Genomic DNA, 18,156 nt, shown 5'->3' with positions numbered 1-18,156 from the left:
TGAAATTATCTCAGACGGACAGCGTCGACGGAGCGCTTGGTGGCGAATAAATCAGTGCTTCCCTAGCTACGATGGCCTCATATTTGATTTGCGAATCAATATTCCATATTGATTACCTTATTGATCGGAGAGGCCATGATCCAACTTCACAAAGTATCGGTACAGTACGGCAGCTTCACAGCCTTGCATTCGACAACACTGGCGTTCGTACCTGGGCAATTCACGGTATTGCTTGGCGCTTCTGGTGCCGGCAAATCCACCCTGTTGCGCAGCCTGAACTTGCTCGCACGTCCCAGCGCAGGCCACATTACGGTTGATGGCGTGGGAGAGTTGGACCATGCCGGGCGTGTCCATGAACATCGCAAGCGCACAGGCATGATCTTTCAGCAGCACCAATTGATCGCTCGCCAGAGCGTGCTGGCCAACGTACTGCTGGGCCGCATCGGTTACCACCCGGCCTGGCGCACAATGTTTCCGTTGCCGTACGGGGAACGCCGTATTGCGCTCGAATGTCTAGAGCGCGTCGGTCTATTGCACAAGGCGCTCGAACGCGTCGATTGCCTAAGCGGCGGCCAGCAGCAGCGCGTCGGAATCGCCCGGGCGCTCGCGCAACAACCCCGTCTGATGTTGGCGGACGAACCGGTAGCGAGCCTCGACCCGGCTTCGTCGCGTCAGGTGCTGGCCCAACTCAAACGTTTTTGCCACGAGGATGGAATCACCATCGTCGTCAGTCTGCACCAGGTAGATCTGGCCTGCGAATACGCTGACCGCATCATCGGCCTGTCGCATGGACATGTCGTCTTCGATTCCACACCGGATGCCTTGACGCCAGTCCAGGCTGCCGCGCTGTACGAGCAAAAGACAGCGCCGTCCGAAGCACCGGACCATCAAGCTAAGCCCATTGAACCCAAAGCCACTTTCGTACAACTTGCCACTGCAAAGGAACCAGCATGAAAAAACTGTTCGCCGTCATAGGCATCGCCGCCTTGACCCTGTTTGGCAATGTCGCCCTCGCTGCCGATCCGGATCCTGACACCCTTAAGGTCGCACTGCTGCCCGACGAGAATGCCTCCGAACTCATCAAGCGCAACAAGCCGCTCAAGGAGTACCTCGAAAAAGCGCTCGGCAAGAAGATCGAGCTGGTCGTGACCACAGACTATTCGTCGATGATTGAAGCGATGCGATTCGGTCGCCTGGACATGGCGTATTTCGGTCCGCTGTCCTACGTTCTAGCCAAGAGCAAGAGCGACATTGAGCCGTTCGCAGCAATGGTCAAAGGTGGCAAAGCGACGTATCGTTCAGTTTTGATCGCCAATGTCAATTCCGGCGTCAATTCGTACAAGGACATCAAGGGCAAGAAAGTGGCCTTCGGTGATCGCGTTTCCACGTCGGGCCATCTGATCCCGAAGACAGTGCTGGCCGACGCGGGTGCGAGGGTTGACCGCGACTATTCCGCCCACTTCGTCGGCACCCATGACGCGGTCGCCATAAACGTCGCCAACGGCAACGCCGATGTCGGGGGCCTGTCGGAAGACATCTGGGGCTACATGAATGACCGGAAGCTGATCGACGCGTCCAAGGTCAAGGTGCTGGGTTACAGCAAGGGCTACCCGCAATTTCCGTGGACCATGCGCTCCAATCTCAAGCCCGAGCTCAAGCAAAAGATCCGGCAAGCTTTCGTCGACCTGAAGGATCCGGAAGTGCTGAAGAATTTCAAGGCTGAAGGCTTCACTTCCGTGACCGACAAGGATTACGACGTCATTCGCGACATGGGTAAAATCTTGAAGCTAGACTTTTCAAAGATGTGATCGATTGCGCGACAGGGAATCATGATGACGACATCGAATGTGATGAATGGTGCCACCGGTGCCGAATACGACAAGATGCTTGAAGCTGACCGGCGCCAATGGTGGCGGGGCGCCTTGCAGTTGACCGCTGTCCTTGCCATTGCTCTGATTGCCGCAAGCTACGTAGGGCTGCTTGACTATCGCAAGCTGGCTGACGGCTTGCCGGCGATTGCGACGCTCATGGGTGAAACAATGCCGCCGAACTTCACTGAATGGCGAAACTGGATCAAGCCATTGGTGGACACACTGGCCATGAGCATTGCCGGGACTGCGCTAGCCGTCGCGTTTTCGCTGCCCTTGGCGATCCTGGCCGCACGCAATACCAGCCCTCACCCATTGGTGTACCAAGCGGCCCGCATCGTACTCAATGCATTGCGTTCGGTGCCGGAACTGATCATGGGCATTCTATTCGTTGCCGCCGTCGGTTTCGGCGCCTTGCCTGGGGTGCTGGCACTCGGCTTGCACTCGATCGGCATGGTCGGCAAGTTCTTCGCCGAAGCGATTGAACATGCCGACGAAGGGCCGATTGAAGCCGCGCGCGCGGCCGGCGGTAGCCGACTGCAAGTCATTCTGCACGGCGTGCTTCCACAGGTGTTGCCGCAGATGGCTGATACCGCGATCTACCGGTGGGAGTATAACTTCCGTGCTTCGACCGTGATGGGTATGGTGGGCGCTGGCGGAATTGGCTTCGAGCTGATGGGCTCGCTGCGCATCATGCTATACCAGGAAGTGTCGGCAATCCTGCTGGTGATTCTCGCGATGGTGACATTGGTTGATGCACTCAGCTCGCGCTTGCGTCACAAATTCAAATAAGGAAGGACCTGCAACAATCATGAAACCACAAGTAGTCGTCACCCACTGGGTACATCCGGAAATCCTCGAATTACTGGAAAGCGTTGCGGAAGTCATTCCCAACAATACGCGCGACACCTTGTCGCGCGAGGAAGTGCTGAGCCGAGCAAAAAACGCCGCCGCCATCATGGTGTTCATGCCAGATAGCATCGATGAGGATTTTTTGAATGCTTGCCCGAAGCTAAGGATGGTTGGGGCAGCCCTGAAGGGTTACGACAACTTCGATGTGGAAGCCTGCACGAGGCGCGGCATCTGGTTTTCCATCGTGCCGGATCTGTTGACGATTCCAACGGCTGAATTGACCATCGGATTGCTGCTGGGTCTAACGCGCCACATGCTTGAAGGCGATCGCCGCATTCGCACTGGGCAATTTCAAGGCTGGCGCCCGGAATTGTACGGCGCAGGATTGACTGGCCAAACGCTTGGCATTATTGGAATGGGCGCGGTCGGAACAGCAATCGCCAAGCGCTTGGCTGGTTTTGATATGCGACTAGTGTATTGCGACAGCGTTGCGCTCGATTCTGCACGGGAGCAAGCCTGGGGATTGGAGCGAGTCAGTCTGGATGCGCTTCTGCAGGAAAGCGATTTCGTGGTTCCCATGCTGCCGATGACGCCGGAGACCTTTCATTTGATCAATGACGATTCGATCGCCAGGATGAAACGCGGCGCTTACCTGATCAATGCATGCCGCGGCTCCGTGGTCGATGAACAAGCCGTGAGTACCGCATTAAAAGCCGGCCATTTATCAGGCTACGCCGCCGATGTATATGAAATGGAAGAATGGCGCCGCGCCGACCGGCCAGCAGGCATCCCGCAATCGCTGCTCGTTAATCAAGCGCAGACTTTATTTACACCCCATTTAGGCTCGGCGGTAAAGGAAGTACGCCTGGAGATCGAGCGACAAGCGGCGCTGAATATTGTTCAGGCACTCTCCGGGCAGAGACCTGTTGGCGCCATCAACAATCCGGTTGAGCCTACTTTGGTGACTGCAGGATGCTAGACCTGGGATGTGTCGCGACGTTTCTTGCGGTTGCATCGTGTAGTGGATTTCGGGAAGCCGCTAAGAAAACCGGGCTTTCCCAACCGGCTGTAACGCAACATATCAAGCGCTTGGAACAGTCGCTGAACGCCAGCCTGATTGAGCGAAAGAATGACGGTTGCATTCTGACCTTACAAGGAAGGGAGTTTCTGCCTTTTGCAGAACATTTGATTCAACTTAGCGAGCGTGCCCAGGCCTTGTTCCGCAAGAACGCCATTGTGATCGGCGCAAGTTCCAATGCCGGGATCTATCTGCTTCAACCGCATTTAAAGATGTATCAGGAATCAAGCTCTCGCGAGATGAAAATCGTAATCGGCAAGAACCCTGACATCGCCGACAAGCTGGAGCGTCTTGAAATAGACGTGGCGGTCATGGAGTGGTGGGACAACCGCCCTGGCTATGTCGCGCAATTTTGGCGCCATGAGGAGCTGGTATTAATCGTGCCGAACGATCACCGCTGGGCCGACAGGCAGAGTATTCCACGCGAATGGTTGATCGGCGAACGACTGTTGGGCGGGGAATCAGGCACCGGTACCAACAGAGTTCTGCAACAGTATTTTGGCAACAATGCTCAGTCCATTGGCGTGTCGATTCAATTAGGTAGCACCGAAGCGGTTAAGCGTGCCGTACAAGCAGGGCTAGGCATTTCTCTGGTCATGGCGTCGGCTGTGGAACTGGAAAGTCGCGAGGGCAGATTGAAAGCAATCGCGCTCGAAAATGATCCGCCGAAGAAAGAAATTTTCATTATTCGAAGGCAGACCGAGCCACATCACGTCCCGCCCGCTGCGGAATTCGCCAGTTTTCTGCTTAAACAGGAATGCCAAATCTGACAGCAAGCTCCAGTCAAAACGACACCGTCAGTTTGACCCACTTCCAGGAGGGCGAAAGCGACGGCGCACAAGGGCCAAAAAATAATCTGCCATTCCACTGAATTGAATGCCACGCCGCTCACTACTTTCTGAAACCGAACGCGCCAGTTTACTGATTCTGCCTCGAAGTCAGGATGACCTGATTCAGCAATACAGTTTTACGGACGCCGACTTGGCGTTGATCCGGCAACGCCGTGGTGCTGCCAACCGCCTCGGCTTCGCGGTGCAGATGTGTTTGCTGCGCTACCCTGGCTATGCGCTGGCAAGCGACACCGCGCTGCCCGACCCGGTGCTCCACTGGATCGCCAAGCAGGTGCGCAGCGACGCCGAGGCCTGGCCTGAATACGCAGAGCGGGAAAAGACGCGCAATGAACACCTGCACGAGCTGCGCGCCTACCTGGGCCTGTCGGTGTTCGGGCTGCCGGACTACCGCAAGCTAGTGCACAGCCTGGCCGACCTCGCGGTGCAGACGGACAAGGCAATGGTGCTCGGCGCTCACTCCCTTGAAACGCTGCGCCAAAAGCGGATTATCCTACCTGCGTTGACCGTCATCGAGCGGGCCTGTGCCGAGGCCGTGACGCGGGCCAACCGGCGTATCTATCGCGCGTTGCTCGACCCCCTGGAGCGGCACCACAAGCGCTCCCTGGACAACCTGCTCAACGTCGCGCCCGACATGAGCATTACTTGGCTGGTATGGTTGCGCCAGTCGCCGCTCAAGCCGAATTCCCGCTACATGCGCGAACATATCGAACGGCTCAAGGTATTTCAGTCGCTGGCACTACCTGAGGGGCTTGGCCGCGAGATCCACCAGAATCGGCTACTGAAAATGGCGCGCGAGGGTGCGCAGATGACGCCGCGTGACCTGGCGAAATTCGAGGATGAGCGCCGCTATGCGACATTGGCTGCACTGGCTATCGAGGGCATGGCCACCGTGACGGACGAACTGGTCGACCTCCACGACCGAATTATGATCAGGCTGTTCAGCGCGGCCAAGAACAAGCATCAGCAGGACTTCCAGAAGCAGGGCAAGGCCATCAACGACAAGGTTCGCCTGTACAGTCGAATCGGCCGCGCGCTTGTCGAGGCAAAGGAATCCGGGATGGACCCGTATGCCGCGATCGAGGCCGTGCTGCCGTGGACCGACTTCACCCAAAGCGTGACCGAGGCCGCGGAGCTGGCCCAGCCCGAGACCTTTGACCACCTGCATTTGGTGGGAGAGCAGTACAGCACCCTGAGGCGTTATACGCCCGAGTTTCTGGACGTGATCAGGCTGAAAGCCGCGCCGGCCGCGCAAGCGGTGCTCGATGCGATCGACGTCCTTCGCGAGATGAACATGACCGGGGCGAGCAAGGTACCGGACGACGCGCCAATCGCGTTCGTGAAGGCACGCTGGAAACCGCTTGTCATCACCGACGACGGGCTTGACCGTCGCTTCTACGAGATTTGCGTCTTGTCGGAACTGAAGAATTCGCTTCGATCAGGCGACATCTGGGTGCAGGGCTCGCGCCAGTTCCGCGACTTTGAGGAATACCTGCTGCCTACGGAAAGATTCGGAGCCATGAAAACGGCTCGCGAGTTGCCGATCGCCGTCAACCAGGACTGCGACCAGTACTTACAAGACCGCTTGCTGCTGCTCGAACAGCAGTTGGCCACCGTCAACCGGCTTGCACTGACGAACGAACTGCCCGATGCGATTATTACTGAGACTGGACTGAGGATCAGCCCGCAGGATGCCGTGGTGCCGGACGAGGCCCAAGCGTTGATCGACTTCGCCAGCGGCATGCTTCCCCGGATCAAGATCACCGAACTGCTGATGGACGTGGACGATTGGACCGGATTCACGCGCCACTTCGTTCACCTCAAGAGCGGGGAGCAGGCCAACGACAGGACGTTCCTCATGTCCGCGATTCTGGCCGACGCCATCAACCTCGGCCTGACCAAAATGGCGGAATCGAGTCCTGGCGCCACTTATGCGAAACTCTCCTGGTTGCAGGCTTGGCACATCCGGGACGAAACTTATTCGGCCGGCCTGGCTGAACTGGTCAACGCCCAGTTCAAGCACGCCTTCGCCGTGCACTGGGGGGATGGCACAACGTCGTCGTCGGACGGCCAACGCTTCCGCGCGGGCGGCCGGGCCGAGAGCACGGGCCACATCAACCCCAAGTACGGCGCCGAACCCGGCAAGCTGTTCTACACCCACATTTCCGACCAGTACGCGCCGTTCAGCACCAGGGTTGTCAACGTCGGCGTGCGCGACTCGACCTATGTGCTCGACGGTCTGCTGTACCATGAATCAGACCTGCGCATTGAGGAGCACTATACGGATACCGCCGGTTTCACCGACCATGTGTTCGCACTGATGCACCTCCTGGGCTTCCGCTTCGCGCCGCGAATCCGCGATCTAGGTGACACCAAGCTGTACGTGCCGGGCAAGGTGGGCGATCACCCGGCCTTGCGCTCAATGATTGGCGGTAGTCTAAACATCAAGCATCTACGCGCACACTGGGACGACGTGCTCCGCCTGGCCGCCTCGATCAAGCACGGCACAGTCACCGCATCGCTCATGCTGCGCAAGCTGGGCAGCTACCCTCGCCAGAACGGCCTGGCGATCGCGCTACGCGAGCTGGGGCGGATCGAGCGCACGCTGTTCATCTTGGACTGGCTCCAGAACGTCGAGCTACGCCGGCGCGTGCATGCAGGCCTGAACAAGGGAGAGGCGCGCAACGCACTGGCCAGGGCGGTCTTCATTCATCGGTTGGGTGAGATCCGCGACCGGACATTCGAGCAGCAGCGGTACCGCGCCAGCGGCCTGAATCTCGTGACCGCCGCAATCGTGCTGTGGAATACGGTGTACCTGGAGCGGGCAACCGAAGCGCTGCGCGAGTCCGGCAAACTGGCCGATGACGGCATGCTGCAATTCCTCTCGCCGTTAGGCTGGGAGCACATCAATCTGACAGGAGATTACGTCTGGCGCCAGAGCAGGAAGGTCGACGAGGGAAAATATCGGCCGCTGCGGGACTTCAAGAATCGGTAACAGGGCTTAGCGCCCGATTTTTTCCGTTTTCCCTATTCGCCCCTCCTTGCGGCGGTCGGCCTGGCGCATCGAGGCTTCGTTGGCCTTGAGCTTGCCGATCAGCGAGCGCAGCGACGCGCCGAGGATGCCGATCTCGCGGTAGCCGCCCCTAACTTCGCCGATGTTGTCCGTTTCGCCCGACTCAATGCGGCGTGCCGATTCGGCGATCGCCGCCAGCGGCCGCGAAACGCGCTTCGCCAGCCACAAGGCGAGCGCCGCGAACAGCAGAGCGATACCCGCACCCGTCGCCATCACCTGTCGGCGAAAATGGGCGACCCCGGCATAGGCCTCGCCGATGTCCTGGCGCACCAGCACCGTCCAGCCCAGGCTCGGCGATGCGCTGTGGCCTTGGCTCTTGCTGTAGCCGACGAGATAGGTCTTGCCGTCGCCGAAGCGCTCGGCCGCATACCCGGCCTGCGCACCGCCCGCAAAGCCGTGATCGGACAGCGCGACGCGGGTGCCCAACAGGGGCTTGGGGCCGATGATGACCGTCATGTCGCTCGCGAGCACCAGGGTTTCGACGCGCTTTCTCGTCAGCAGGGGCAAAGTGACCGATTTTTCGATTTCCCTGGCCCAGTCCAGGTTCAGGTGGGCGCCGAAGACGCCGGCGACGCGGCCGTTTGCGTCGTGATACGGGAAGGCGATGTCCACGAAACGCATCGGTTCGCTGGCCTCGGGTTTCAGCAGTTTGCTCAGCAGTTTGGCGTCGTGGACGTCGGTCAGGTGGATGCTTATGAGCGCGTTGCCGAACCAGGGCCGTGCGGCCACGTTCGCGCCTTCGAGGAGCCGGTTGGCCGAAATGAGCACTTTGCCCTCGTTGTCGGTGAGGCCGAGCCACGCGTAATGGGCATAGGTGTTCTGCATCTCTTCGAGAAAGCGTCGCTTCTCGTCGCTGCTCGCGTCGAGGCCGCCCAATCCTACGCGGCCGGCCAGCAGACGCACCTCGCGATAACGCTCGAACAGGCTGCGGTCCAGTTTGTCGGTGGTCTGGATGGCCAGCTCGGCGTACTGGTGGCCAATGTCGCCTTCCGCCTGGTGGGTAAACAGGTTGTCGAGCACACCTGCCAGCAGCAGGGTAATGATGAGCGCAAAGCCGGCCAGCAAAAGCATCAGCTGCGTCGAGATACCGGTGCCGTTGATCGGATTTTTCATAGGCGTGTGAAAGCAGTAGGATCGCGTGGAACTGGCCGTTGCCTGGCCTGCCCCTGTACCGGCTAAGGGTCAACTCGATGCCGCCGCCGCAACTACCATCATAGCGGTGCAGCCCGGAAAAAGTCGAACACAATATGCGCGGCCGGCAATTCGCCTAGCGCGTCAGGGTCTGCTTGGTGACCCCGCGCAGGATGTTCACCTCGTCCGCGCGCAGAACGAGGTCGCCGCTTCGCTTTAGTGGATAGGAAGACAAAATAGGATAGGAAACTAACAGCCTTCTGGCTGTTTTTCGTCTAGTTCCCTTTGATGACCACTCGTATTATCATTATTGCACTAATGAAATCTATTCGGGCGGTGCTTTAAGGTCTGCAAACGGCCAGGATCGGGCCTTGGAGTGCCTTACTCAACAATAATGTAAGGTAGAGTGATGGCGAAATCGGTGAGACCGTGGTTGAGCAAACCTGCAATGCGACATGCGCTTCGAGCACGCGGTTCTGATAAGGTCCCGACCACCGTATTCCGTCAGCGACAGAGGCGGCGGCCTCAACAAAGTCCGGATATATGGCTGCGGCCTTCCTACTCGCTGTCGTCCATTCTCTGCTAGCCAAACTGCGGACGTCCATTTATGTCGCATTGTCGACGTTGCTACCGTACATCATGATAAAGGGCACCTGGAAGTAATAGAGGAGCGAGGACCGCGAGCCCGGCTCGAAATGGATTAACCAGCGGGTCGAGGCGGACGGCGTCAGAGCGCAGCTCCGACTGTTGCTTGAACGGCGCGGATAACGTGGCATGGCCAGGGCAAGATGAACCTTGTCGCTGCTGCCGCACCACTGCTCGAAGCGTAAATTACGTTTTCTGGATACGGAACCACCTGCGACGGCTGGCGCCGGCGAGGCCGAGCCCGGCCAGGAACAGGGCCAGCGTGCCCGGCTCCGGTACCTGGGCTACGTCTTCGAAGGTGAGATCATCCATGACGTACGAGGCCTGGAACTCGGTCGACACGACGACAGCGTCGATTGCACGGTCCCAGCCGGCGTCGAGGAAGGCCGGCGTATTGGACAGCTGATGCCAATCCGAGTTGGCCACCAGCTGGCCAGCCGCATACAGGTCGAAACGCACGCTGCTATCACTGTAGCCAGAGAACCAGGCGCCATTGAAGACGGTAGGGGCGAGGAAATGGATGGTGCTGACGATTGGGCCGCCGTCGATCCAGTCGGTCGTCACGCGGCCTTGGCCCGAATGGGGCGTGAACGGGGCCTGCTCGCCCGTGAAGACCGACAGGCCGGAGTGCGACCAGTCGAGTCCTCCATAGTTGGCGGGCACTGCGGCAAAGCCGTTGGGGCCGACGATGTCGTCGAAGTTCAGCACTCCGGCCGAGGCGTAGGGAGCACACAGCGCGAAGGCAGCGCTCACGGCGAATTGGCGAATGATGGTATGCATGGAAGTCCCGTTATCAATGTAATGGATGCTGGCGCACTCAGGCCTGGCCCAGGGCTGGGTCGCTGATCGTGTGGCGGCCGGTCTCGACGCGGCCCGCGAAGCGGCGCAGATAGTCGGGCTGGCCCGACACCGTAGCGTTGAGGTCATACCAGTAAGCGTTGCTGGCCGTTTGAATGCGCAAAGTCAGCTCGCTGCGCGGCGCCAGCGTGTGTTGTAGGCGCAGTTGGGCGTAGGCGTTCGCGCTCAGGTTGAAGGTGCACGCCCCTGCGCCTGTATTGACGAGGCGCAGGACCAGTTCGCCGGTGCCCGCGTCGCAGCGCACCTGTACATCCGGACGGGCCTGGCCTGCCGCGACGGCACGCAGCGCGCTGCCTGTGAAGTGGCGGTGGTAGCCGTTCGGACCCAGCACCCAGAGGTCGTAGGCGCCACCGACGGCAGGTGTCCAGAAGTCCAGCAGCGATTTATCCGCTTCGACGGTATAGCGGCGCGGCACGGACGTCAGGTTCTTGCGGTCGTAGACATGGAACACGGCGGCCTGGCGGCCGCTGTTGACAAAGCTCAGCTGCACCCGTGCGGCGGTCATGGTGGCGCCGGACTGGATCTCGCAGAAGGTCGCCAGCTCGTAAGGCAGTGCGCGCGATGGCCGGGTGCCACGCGCCTGAAACGGCAGCTGGGACGAGGCGGGTGGTCTAATCTGCGCCAGGCGCTGCTGCGCGGCGCGCAGCGCGTCGGCTTGGCCCTTGTCCTTGCGTCCCTTCAGGACCGGGATGGTTTCGTTGTTCGGCGTGGCGAAGTTGAACGCGCTGGCTAAATCGCCGCAGACCGCTCGGCGGAAGGCGCTGATGTTCGGCTCCCTGACGCCGAAGCGTGCTTCCAGGAAGCGAAGCACTGAGGTGTGGTCGAATACCTGCGAATTGACCCAGCCGCCGCGGCTCCAGGGCGAGATCACGAACATCGGCACGCGCGGTCCCGGACCATAGACGCGGCCATCCGGGGCCGGCTGGCTGGTACTGCCCGGGGGACGTTGGTGGGTATAGTACTCGGGACCGAGGTCGGCCTTGGCCAAGGTGGTCTTGCCGGCGTAGCCGCCCTTGCCGTCGGGCGAAGGGGCCGAGGGCGAGGGGACGTGGTCGAAATAGCCGTCGTTCTCGTCGTAGGTGACGATCAGCACGGTCTTGCTCCAGACCTCAGGATTGGCGGTGAGCGCGTCCAGCACTTCTTGCACGAACCAGGCTCCCTGAACCGGGCTGGAAGGCCCCGGGTGCTCGCAGTAGATCGACGGGGCGTTGACCCACGCTACCTGCGGGAGTTTACCGTCGCGGATGTCGCGCTTGAAGGCGTCCAGGTACTGCTCGGGCTGGGTGCCGGGCAAGGTGTTGGCAATGCCCTTGTAGAGCGGATTGTTGGGGTTGTCGCGCGCCGCGTCGTAGGCCTGGTAAGGCAGCGCCTGGCCGGTGTCGGTATAGGGCCGGCCAGGCGAACCGCCGCTGGACACAGGATAGCCGGAGGCGATGTTCGCACGCTTGAACTGGCGGAAGGCGCCCAACATGTTGTCGCCCCATTCGTCGGGCATGTTCTGGTAGCTCATCCACTTGATGCCGGCCGCCTCGAGGCGCTCGGCGTAGGTGGTCCAGGTGTAGCCGGTGTTCACGCCGCCGGGCAGGCCGTCAATCGCGTCCCACTCGTTAGTCACGAAGGCGGTGCCGGTGGGCACGGCGCCATTGGTGCCGGTCAGAAAAAAAGAGCGGTTGGCGTCGGTGCCGGTGTGCATCGAGCAGTGGTAGGCGTCGCACAGGGTGAACGCATTGGCCAGGGCGAACTGGAAGGGAATCTCATTTTCCTTGAAATAGCCCATCGAGATCGCGCTCTTGTAGCGCGGCCACTGGTCCATGCGGCCGTTGTCCCAGGCCAGCTGGCTGTCGAGCCAGTCATGCGGCGTGCTGTTGGCGCGCTGAGCGTTACCCACGTTGCCATCTAGGTGGAAAGGCGTCAGGACGGTCCCGTTGGCCTGGCGCTGTTGCCACACGTTGCGCCCTTCCGGCAGCGGGATCGGGAAGCGGTCACCGAAGCCGCGCACGCCTGGCAGGGTGCCGAAATAGTGATCGAAGGCACGGTTCTCCTGCATCAGGATTACGACGTGCTCGACGTCGCGAATGGTGCCAGTGACGTTGTTTGCGGGAATAGCGAGGGCGCGCTGGATAGAGGCCGGGAAGGCGGCATACGTGCCGACGGCTATGCCCGCGCGGGCGCTGTTACGGAGGAAATTGCGTCGTGAGGTCATAAGCTTAATCAGAGGACGTTAGGGGACACGCTTGTGAAATGCGTGATACCGTTAGCTCGCATCGATGCAGAAATTGCAACGGGACCATCGCACTTTATGCCTCATCAATGACAGCACGATGACTGCAAGCTACGGCGCAATGGATACCCCTCCTGGCCGAATGTGGAATTTCGTACGCGTTTAGTCTTACGGAATTGTTGCAGCTTGAGAAAGTTCAGCATGCCTGCACGAGCCGAGCCGAACGTCTGCTCCCGGGCCAGGCTGTTTAAAAACGCGAAGCCAGCGTGTTTTCAACGCCGCTTTACCATTCCCGACCATGAAAAAACGCCATAGCGCGCGTTTTGAACGGTCTAGTGTCGCGGACTGGCCGACGGTCTCGCGTTTTACACAGCCTGGGACAAGAGCAGACATCGCAAGCAACTATCGAGTACTCATGGACGAATCACTTACTGCAGTTGTGTTGGGCAACCAAACCTGATGCTCGATGGACCCAAGCTGCTCGTTATGGGGTTCCAACGTTAGCGGATGATGTTCGGTGGTGAACGGCGCGTGTAATTCATCCTAGCCGGACGCGCCTTGGACCAAGCAAGCAGCGCACGACAGCCGCCGCGCTTCCGCTCAGCCACCAAGCCGTCCGCGGTGCCCGCTTCAAAACAAGTTACCTATGCAGGAAACCAATCGACGCTGCAGTTGCCCATTGGGCATCGCGCTTTCGCTGTTGCTGCGCGCTCAAGGCGTCTGACGCCGCAGTGTGATGCGCGTCAGCTCGGCAGGCACGCCAAGCCGAAGCGCGAAGCCCGGCCACAGAGCCGTGCCATTGTTCAGGTACAGCGTCATGCCGCCGACGACGTAGCGGCCCGAAACGAAGCCGTTGTTCGCCCGTGCCACCACGCGATCGAGCCCGATGATCATGCCGCCATGTGTGTGGCCGGACAATTGCAGCGCGACGCCACGACTGGCTGAAAAGCGGGCATTCCTGGGCTGGTGATCGAGCAGCACGACCGGCACGCCGGCCGGCGCGCCGCGGAGGGCCGCATCAAGGTCGGGAGCGGTAGCGCCGGTGCGCGGGGCGGTCACGTCGTTCACGCCGGCGAGCACCAGTTGCCCGGTACCTCGCTTGATGATGGTATGGCTATTGTCCAGAGGCCTCATGTTGAGCCCGGCAAAATACGCCATCCATGCGCGGTGGCCAAAAAAGTACTCGTGATTGCCGGGAATGACCCAGACTCCGTCCGGAGCGCGCAAGTCACGCAGCGCGGCCACGTCTGCTTCGCGCTGCGCGACATTGCCATCGATGAGGTCACCAGTGATGACGATCAGGTCCGACCCGAGGGCATTGGCATCATCGACGACCTTGCGCGTCCATGCTCCGTCGAACAGGCGACTTATGTGCATGTCGGTCAGGTGCAGCATCCGATAGCCGTCGAATTCGCGCGGCAAGTCCTTTACTATGATCTGTATGTCCTTCAACGGCGGCGGCTTGATCGCCTGCATTACGCCAAGCGCCGCCAGCAGCATGGCTATGACGCCGATCGCACCGCGCAGGCGCGCAGCGATCGGCACCCGGCGACGCTGAACCAGTGCGACAATCAGTGCGCCAACGTCGAGCAACAGCTGGAATACAGCCAGCAGCAACATGGCGCCGAACGCCCAGTTGAACAGGATGATGAGGGATTTCGGAAATTCCGGCGAAAACACGCTGCCGGAAGAAAAGCGCGACCACAGGTGATATTGCGAGGCTAGCGCCAACACGACGGCGCCAGCCAGCTTTGTGCGCCTGGATAAGGGCAGCGGCAATAGCCAGCGTACCAGCACGACCACGCAGGGCAAACTGAACATCAGATGCAACATCAGGTGCGCTCCATTCGCTTCCAGTTGCGGTTGGAGTCGGCAGGATTGCCGTGCGCGGGTGTGGTAGCGCCCGCAGATAATAAGAGGAAAATACGCATCATGCCTTCTGCCCAAACTGTCGAACAGTTAAGCATAGCGTAGATTGCGTGAAGACACGGGCAGCGGTGTAATTCGGCGTTGCACTTGCAGCCCGTTTCGAATCACCCGCAGATTGTTGGGACTCTGTGGCAAAGGATCTGGAAAGCGCTCCGATTTTCGCTCGACCAGTCGGACGGGCAAAGACGCAAGGCGTGCACCATCCTGCGGCAGCATACAAACGAACGCAGCCATTGGCCTAAGATAGGTAAAAAAAAACTCCTTGGCGCCGTCCGTCTATTGGGAGCCGGCGAATCACGACATACGATTCTGCAGTGCGAAAGCCGAGCTGGAACTGGTAAAGGCGCAGCTGCCGCGACTGATGGCCCGCGTGGCAGAGTTGACGGTGCCGTGGTGGCCGAGACCAGTGTGGGCAATAGCGGGAAATAGCGCACTGAGCAAAGCGAGTGTGGATGAGCGCTGTGGTGACCTGCGTCGCGACTGGCGGTCGATTGCGCTCCCGGGGACGGATGGAGGGGACATGTCGGGCGCCCGTCGGAGTCCCGTCAGCCGCCCTCTGGTCTGCTTGGCCAGCGTCCACTGTGGCGATGCTTCGGTGCTTGTTCAGCACCTGGCAGCGCCGACGTCAAGCTGGCTTGCCCGATTTCGTCTGCTGCGACGACTGTGCGTTGTTACCGCCTTGCAGGTTGCCTTTGGAGGTGCCGCTGTCGTTTCCTGCCTCGACATGCAGGCTGCCGTCCATGCGGCCGTTGGCGCCCCCGGCATCATGCATGCTGCCCTGGAACACATGACCATTGCTGCGCTGGCCATGTTCGTGCTCGAACGGATCGCGGAAGTTTTTCTGGGATTCTTCCTGCTCGCGGATCGCCCGATCGGCCTGCTCCGCTGTAGTGTTGGCCACCTGGTCAGCCAAGGCACGCGCGGTACGCGAGGTTTCCTGCACGTGCTGTTCGGCGACTTTGGCTAATTTGACCTGCGAATCGGCGGCTACGCGCGACAGGTGCTGCTGGTAGGCGCGTAGCTTTTCCGATGCTGGATGGGCGCGGACGGCGGCAGCGGAGATGATATCGGTCGGGCGTTCCGTCGTCAGCAGTTGCTGGCCAACGAGGGTGCTTTCCTCGAGAATCGTCTGGCCGAGCTGGATGTTGAGCTGGCACATCTCCTGGAACGAGCGCGACAGCGATTTCGACATATCGTTCAAGAACGCGGTCTGGGCGTTCAAGTGGGCACGAACGGCCGGCGTATCGGAATTGGAAAAGAAGAACATGGCATACCTCATGAAGTAAATTCACGGACGGGTTGGCACATCAGGTACTTGAGAGCGGCATCTGGCGAGCCTCGGAAGCGAGCAACGCACTACGCAGTCGCTCAGGTTCGGCTCCGTGGGAAGAGCCAGCCCTGACAGTAAGCCCTCCCTGTGACGGGCACGTGACAACGAGACACGCAGTTTGAACACCTGCCTTGCATGCTCGCGCCAGCCCGGATGGGGACCGCTGCAGCGGAGTGTTTGCAATGGGTCCGTACATGGCCCCCGGTTTGCGAAGTCTTCGTTCCATAATCAGCAGAAGGTAAAGATCGCACCCGTACATCCGGACTTTGGTGCAGCAATAACTGCTACGGCCCTGACGGGATTGGCTAGTCGACGCCGAATCGAAAGCGCGCATTTTTCATGCTCCAACCCAACGGGCTTTGAAGTGATTGCTTTTTGATCCGGACGGCCTCCAGGCGCAAGGATCGGACCGAATTATGGCAGTGCTCGATTCACTCAACAAAAGCTTCGGCCGCGTTACGTTGATTGTCGGCTCCGCGGGGCTTGGTCACTCATAGGAAACGAAAGCTGAGTATCGCAACCCTAAATACACGACATCATGAGCGGAAGTGCCAAAAGCGTCGGCCAGGTAGCTCCACATGTCCGAACATCGACTAGCCGCGATCCTTCAGGATCCATCACGCCTGATCCACGTGCCGTCGCCCAGGCAGGCGTCTTCGCCTTCTGCGACCGCTACAGCGTCATAGATGGCCCGCATCTCCTCGCGCGCCGCTGGTGAAAGCGAGGCCACGTACGGAGCTTTCTCGCGCCTCCACTCCGCGATCGGCTTGCTCGTGCGCTTCGTTAGATTAACGTGGCGCACCCAGCAGAAACCATCGCTGTCATCGATCGTGTAGCTGACCTCATCAAGTCGATTGACCACATGGCTGCGGCAATCCCAACGATGGAGTTCAATGGCGGTGATGACGCCGTCATTGTAGTAAGCCTTATCCGTTCCGGCATTCATTAGCACTTCAACAGGATCATCGATGCCGAGATCGTCCCGGACGCATAGCAGTGGATAAGAGCGTCCATTCGGGGAGAACTGCACGTAAGCAATCCTGTTCATTGGTGGCTTCATGATCGGTCTCCAGCATCTGGCGCTGCGATGAAATAGTTTGAGTGTGCAAAGAAATGTGCAGGCTGCGCGCTCTTCATGTAGCGCCACGTTTCCGAATCGGCGGCCAGGAGCGCGTACAACTGCATGCTAAGCACCTGCGGCGGCCGGGAACCGGGGAATCGTTCGCTGAACTGGCGGTGGAAACTGCGCGTTGCGCCAAGGTCTGTCAGCAGTTTATTGATTTCTATCTGGGAATCGATATGCGGCCGCGGGCTTTGCTTAGCTCTAGCAACAAGCGTCAGCAGTTCGTTGCGGGTCAGCTCATGCAGCTCCGCGCCTTGATTCAAATAAGCGAAATACTCGGCCCAGTAATCTTTGAGATTCTCCGCCTTCAGATCGGGACCGACTACGGAATCACCGTCCAGACTTTGTATCACTGTCTCGCTCCTTATCGCCGTTTTCACATGAAGTTCCGGTGGGTCAGTGTGAGCATGACTTGCCTGGGATGCAACAAAAGTATGTAGCGTCAGGTGTGGGATTGCCACGTGCATTGAAAGGCGAATCAGCAGGCGACGAAGAGCGAAAGGATCGCGCGAAACGCCGTAGCGGGAATGAAATGGACGCCTCCCTCTGTCAAGGCCGGCGGTATGTTCAGTAACAGAGAACGTGCTAAGGGATGCAGAAGGTAGGCCCTCGCGGGCTAACGGCGTCAAAAGCGCCTAAAGTGAAAGTCTCACGAACTTTCGAGGCTAACCAGAGGGTCCACATCATGAATGCTACTCGCAAAAACGTGGTCGGTGTCGATACGGCCAAAAGCGTATTCCAGGTGTACACCATGGAGCAGGAGACTGGCGAAGGGCTTTAATGGAATGGACGCATCCTTCCTAACACGGCAGCGATATGCCAAAGTGGATGCGTAGAGGTATCCACGACCGGAAAGGAGCGTCCAAAATGAAGCTGAGTGCATGCGGCATTGATCTGGCAAAGGCGGTGTTCCAAGTACATGGTGTCGATTTTCACGGCAAGCCCTGCCTGCGCAGGCAACTCAGGCGAGCTGAGATGCTGACATTTTTTGTGAAGCTCGAGCCGTGCCTCATCGGTATGGAAGCCTGCGGCAGCGCGCACTACTGGGCGCGCAAGCTGAGCGAAATGGGGCACACAGTGAAGCTGATGGCCCCGCAGTTCGTCAAGCCCTATGTGAAGACGAATAAGAACGATGGGTTCTGTCGCGTTGACTGAGCAGTAGGCCGTGATCGCGTAGACTGTAAGACCCGAACACTTACC

The 18,156-nt window shown here is 59.6% G+C and carries 14 protein-coding genes and 1 pseudogene; 8 read left to right on the top strand and 7 right to left on the bottom strand.

Going from position 1 to position 18,156, the window contains the following annotated elements:
- The first annotated feature begins 135 nt into the window (after nucleotides 1–135).
- The 6 genes from phnC to ACFPOU_RS16120 all read left to right on the top strand — a co-directional run bounded on the left by phnC (nucleotide 136) and on the right by ACFPOU_RS16120 (nucleotide 7,641).
- Complete coding sequence (gene phnC, locus ACFPOU_RS16145; protein WP_186886026.1) at nucleotides 136–954, top strand: phosphonate ABC transporter ATP-binding protein; 819 nt, start codon at nucleotides 136–138, stop codon at nucleotides 952–954.
- Nucleotides 951–1,808: a phosphate/phosphite/phosphonate ABC transporter substrate-binding protein gene (gene phnD, locus ACFPOU_RS16140; RefSeq protein WP_379723354.1), complete on the top strand. Its 858-nt coding sequence runs from the start codon at nucleotides 951–953 to the stop codon at nucleotides 1,806–1,808. Before phnC ends, phnD begins: the two co-directional genes overlap by 4 nt.
- 42 nt (nucleotides 1,809–1,850) lie before the next feature.
- Complete coding sequence (gene phnE, locus ACFPOU_RS16135) at nucleotides 1,851–2,660, top strand: phosphonate ABC transporter, permease protein PhnE (RefSeq protein ID WP_222610905.1); 810 nt, start codon at nucleotides 1,851–1,853, stop codon at nucleotides 2,658–2,660.
- A 19-nt stretch (nucleotides 2,661–2,679) separates the two neighbouring features.
- Nucleotides 2,680–3,699: a phosphonate dehydrogenase gene (locus ACFPOU_RS16130; RefSeq protein WP_262838832.1), complete on the top strand. Its 1,020-nt coding sequence runs from the start codon at nucleotides 2,680–2,682 to the stop codon at nucleotides 3,697–3,699.
- Complete coding sequence (locus ACFPOU_RS16125; RefSeq protein WP_186886029.1) at nucleotides 3,693–4,568, top strand: LysR family transcriptional regulator; 876 nt, start codon at nucleotides 3,693–3,695, stop codon at nucleotides 4,566–4,568. Before ACFPOU_RS16130 ends, ACFPOU_RS16125 begins: the two co-directional genes overlap by 7 nt.
- Before the next feature lie 106 nt (nucleotides 4,569–4,674).
- Nucleotides 4,675–7,641 (top strand): Tn3 family transposase, encoded by a 2,967-nt coding sequence (locus ACFPOU_RS16120; protein ID WP_262838833.1) that lies wholly within the window; start codon nucleotides 4,675–4,677, stop codon nucleotides 7,639–7,641.
- 6 nt (nucleotides 7,642–7,647) lie between these two features.
- Here ACFPOU_RS16120 and ACFPOU_RS16115 read toward each other — a convergent pair whose 3' ends face one another.
- The 5 genes from ACFPOU_RS16115 to phaP all read right to left on the bottom strand — a co-directional run bounded on the left by ACFPOU_RS16115 (nucleotide 7,648) and on the right by phaP (nucleotide 15,725).
- Nucleotides 7,648–8,832: a HAMP domain-containing protein gene (locus tag ACFPOU_RS16115; protein ID WP_379723349.1), complete on the bottom strand. Its 1,185-nt coding sequence runs from the start codon at nucleotides 8,830–8,832 to the stop codon at nucleotides 7,648–7,650.
- Nucleotides 8,833–9,681: 849 nt separating this feature from the next.
- Nucleotides 9,682–10,275 (bottom strand): PEP-CTERM sorting domain-containing protein, encoded by a 594-nt coding sequence (locus ACFPOU_RS16110; protein ID WP_379723346.1) that lies wholly within the window; start codon nucleotides 10,273–10,275, stop codon nucleotides 9,682–9,684.
- Between the two features lie 37 nt (nucleotides 10,276–10,312).
- The gene (locus ACFPOU_RS16105; protein WP_379723343.1) at nucleotides 10,313–12,556 is read right to left on the bottom strand and encodes a phosphocholine-specific phospholipase C; all 2,244 of its coding nucleotides are present in this window, start codon (nucleotides 12,554–12,556) and stop codon (nucleotides 10,313–10,315) included.
- Between the two features lie 729 nt (nucleotides 12,557–13,285).
- The gene (locus tag ACFPOU_RS16100) at nucleotides 13,286–14,407 is read right to left on the bottom strand and encodes a metallophosphoesterase (protein ID WP_379723340.1); all 1,122 of its coding nucleotides are present in this window, start codon (nucleotides 14,405–14,407) and stop codon (nucleotides 13,286–13,288) included.
- Nucleotides 14,408–15,128: 721 nt separating this feature from the next.
- Nucleotides 15,129–15,725: a TIGR01841 family phasin gene (gene phaP, locus ACFPOU_RS16095; RefSeq protein WP_379723337.1), complete on the bottom strand. Its 597-nt coding sequence runs from the start codon at nucleotides 15,723–15,725 to the stop codon at nucleotides 15,129–15,131.
- Between the two features lie 524 nt (nucleotides 15,726–16,249).
- Between phaP and ACFPOU_RS16090 the strand changes: the two genes are divergently transcribed.
- Nucleotides 16,250–16,330, top strand: a complete 81-nt coding sequence (locus ACFPOU_RS16090; protein ID WP_379723357.1) for a DUF4113 domain-containing protein — start codon at nucleotides 16,250–16,252, stop codon at nucleotides 16,328–16,330.
- A gap of 110 nt (nucleotides 16,331–16,440) precedes the next feature.
- Here the strand turns inward: ACFPOU_RS16090 and ACFPOU_RS16085 are convergent, their stop codons facing one another.
- Together ACFPOU_RS16085 and ACFPOU_RS16080 are read right to left on the bottom strand one after the other, a co-directional pair.
- Nucleotides 16,441–16,893 carry a hypothetical protein gene (locus tag ACFPOU_RS16085; RefSeq protein ID WP_379723334.1) on the bottom strand — a complete coding sequence of 151 codons (453 nt, stop codon included), beginning with the start codon at nucleotides 16,891–16,893 and terminating at the stop codon, nucleotides 16,441–16,443.
- Nucleotides 16,890–17,309 carry a hypothetical protein gene (locus ACFPOU_RS16080; RefSeq protein ID WP_379723331.1) on the bottom strand — a complete coding sequence of 140 codons (420 nt, stop codon included), beginning with the start codon at nucleotides 17,307–17,309 and terminating at the stop codon, nucleotides 16,890–16,892. The genes ACFPOU_RS16085 and ACFPOU_RS16080 overlap by 4 nt, the downstream gene beginning before the upstream one ends.
- A gap of 514 nt (nucleotides 17,310–17,823) precedes the next feature.
- On the opposite strand from ACFPOU_RS16080, the pseudogene ACFPOU_RS16075 reads away from it, so the two are divergent.
- Nucleotides 17,824–18,090, top strand: a pseudogene (locus ACFPOU_RS16075) (IS110 family transposase); the annotation flags it as partial.
- Between the last annotated feature and the right edge of the window lie 66 nt (nucleotides 18,091–18,156).

The organism is Massilia jejuensis (assembly GCF_042656795.1).
Classification (GTDB): Bacteria; Pseudomonadota; Gammaproteobacteria; order Burkholderiales; family Burkholderiaceae_D; genus Telluria; species Telluria jejuensis.
This window is presented reverse-complemented; position numbering and strand designations above follow the sequence as displayed.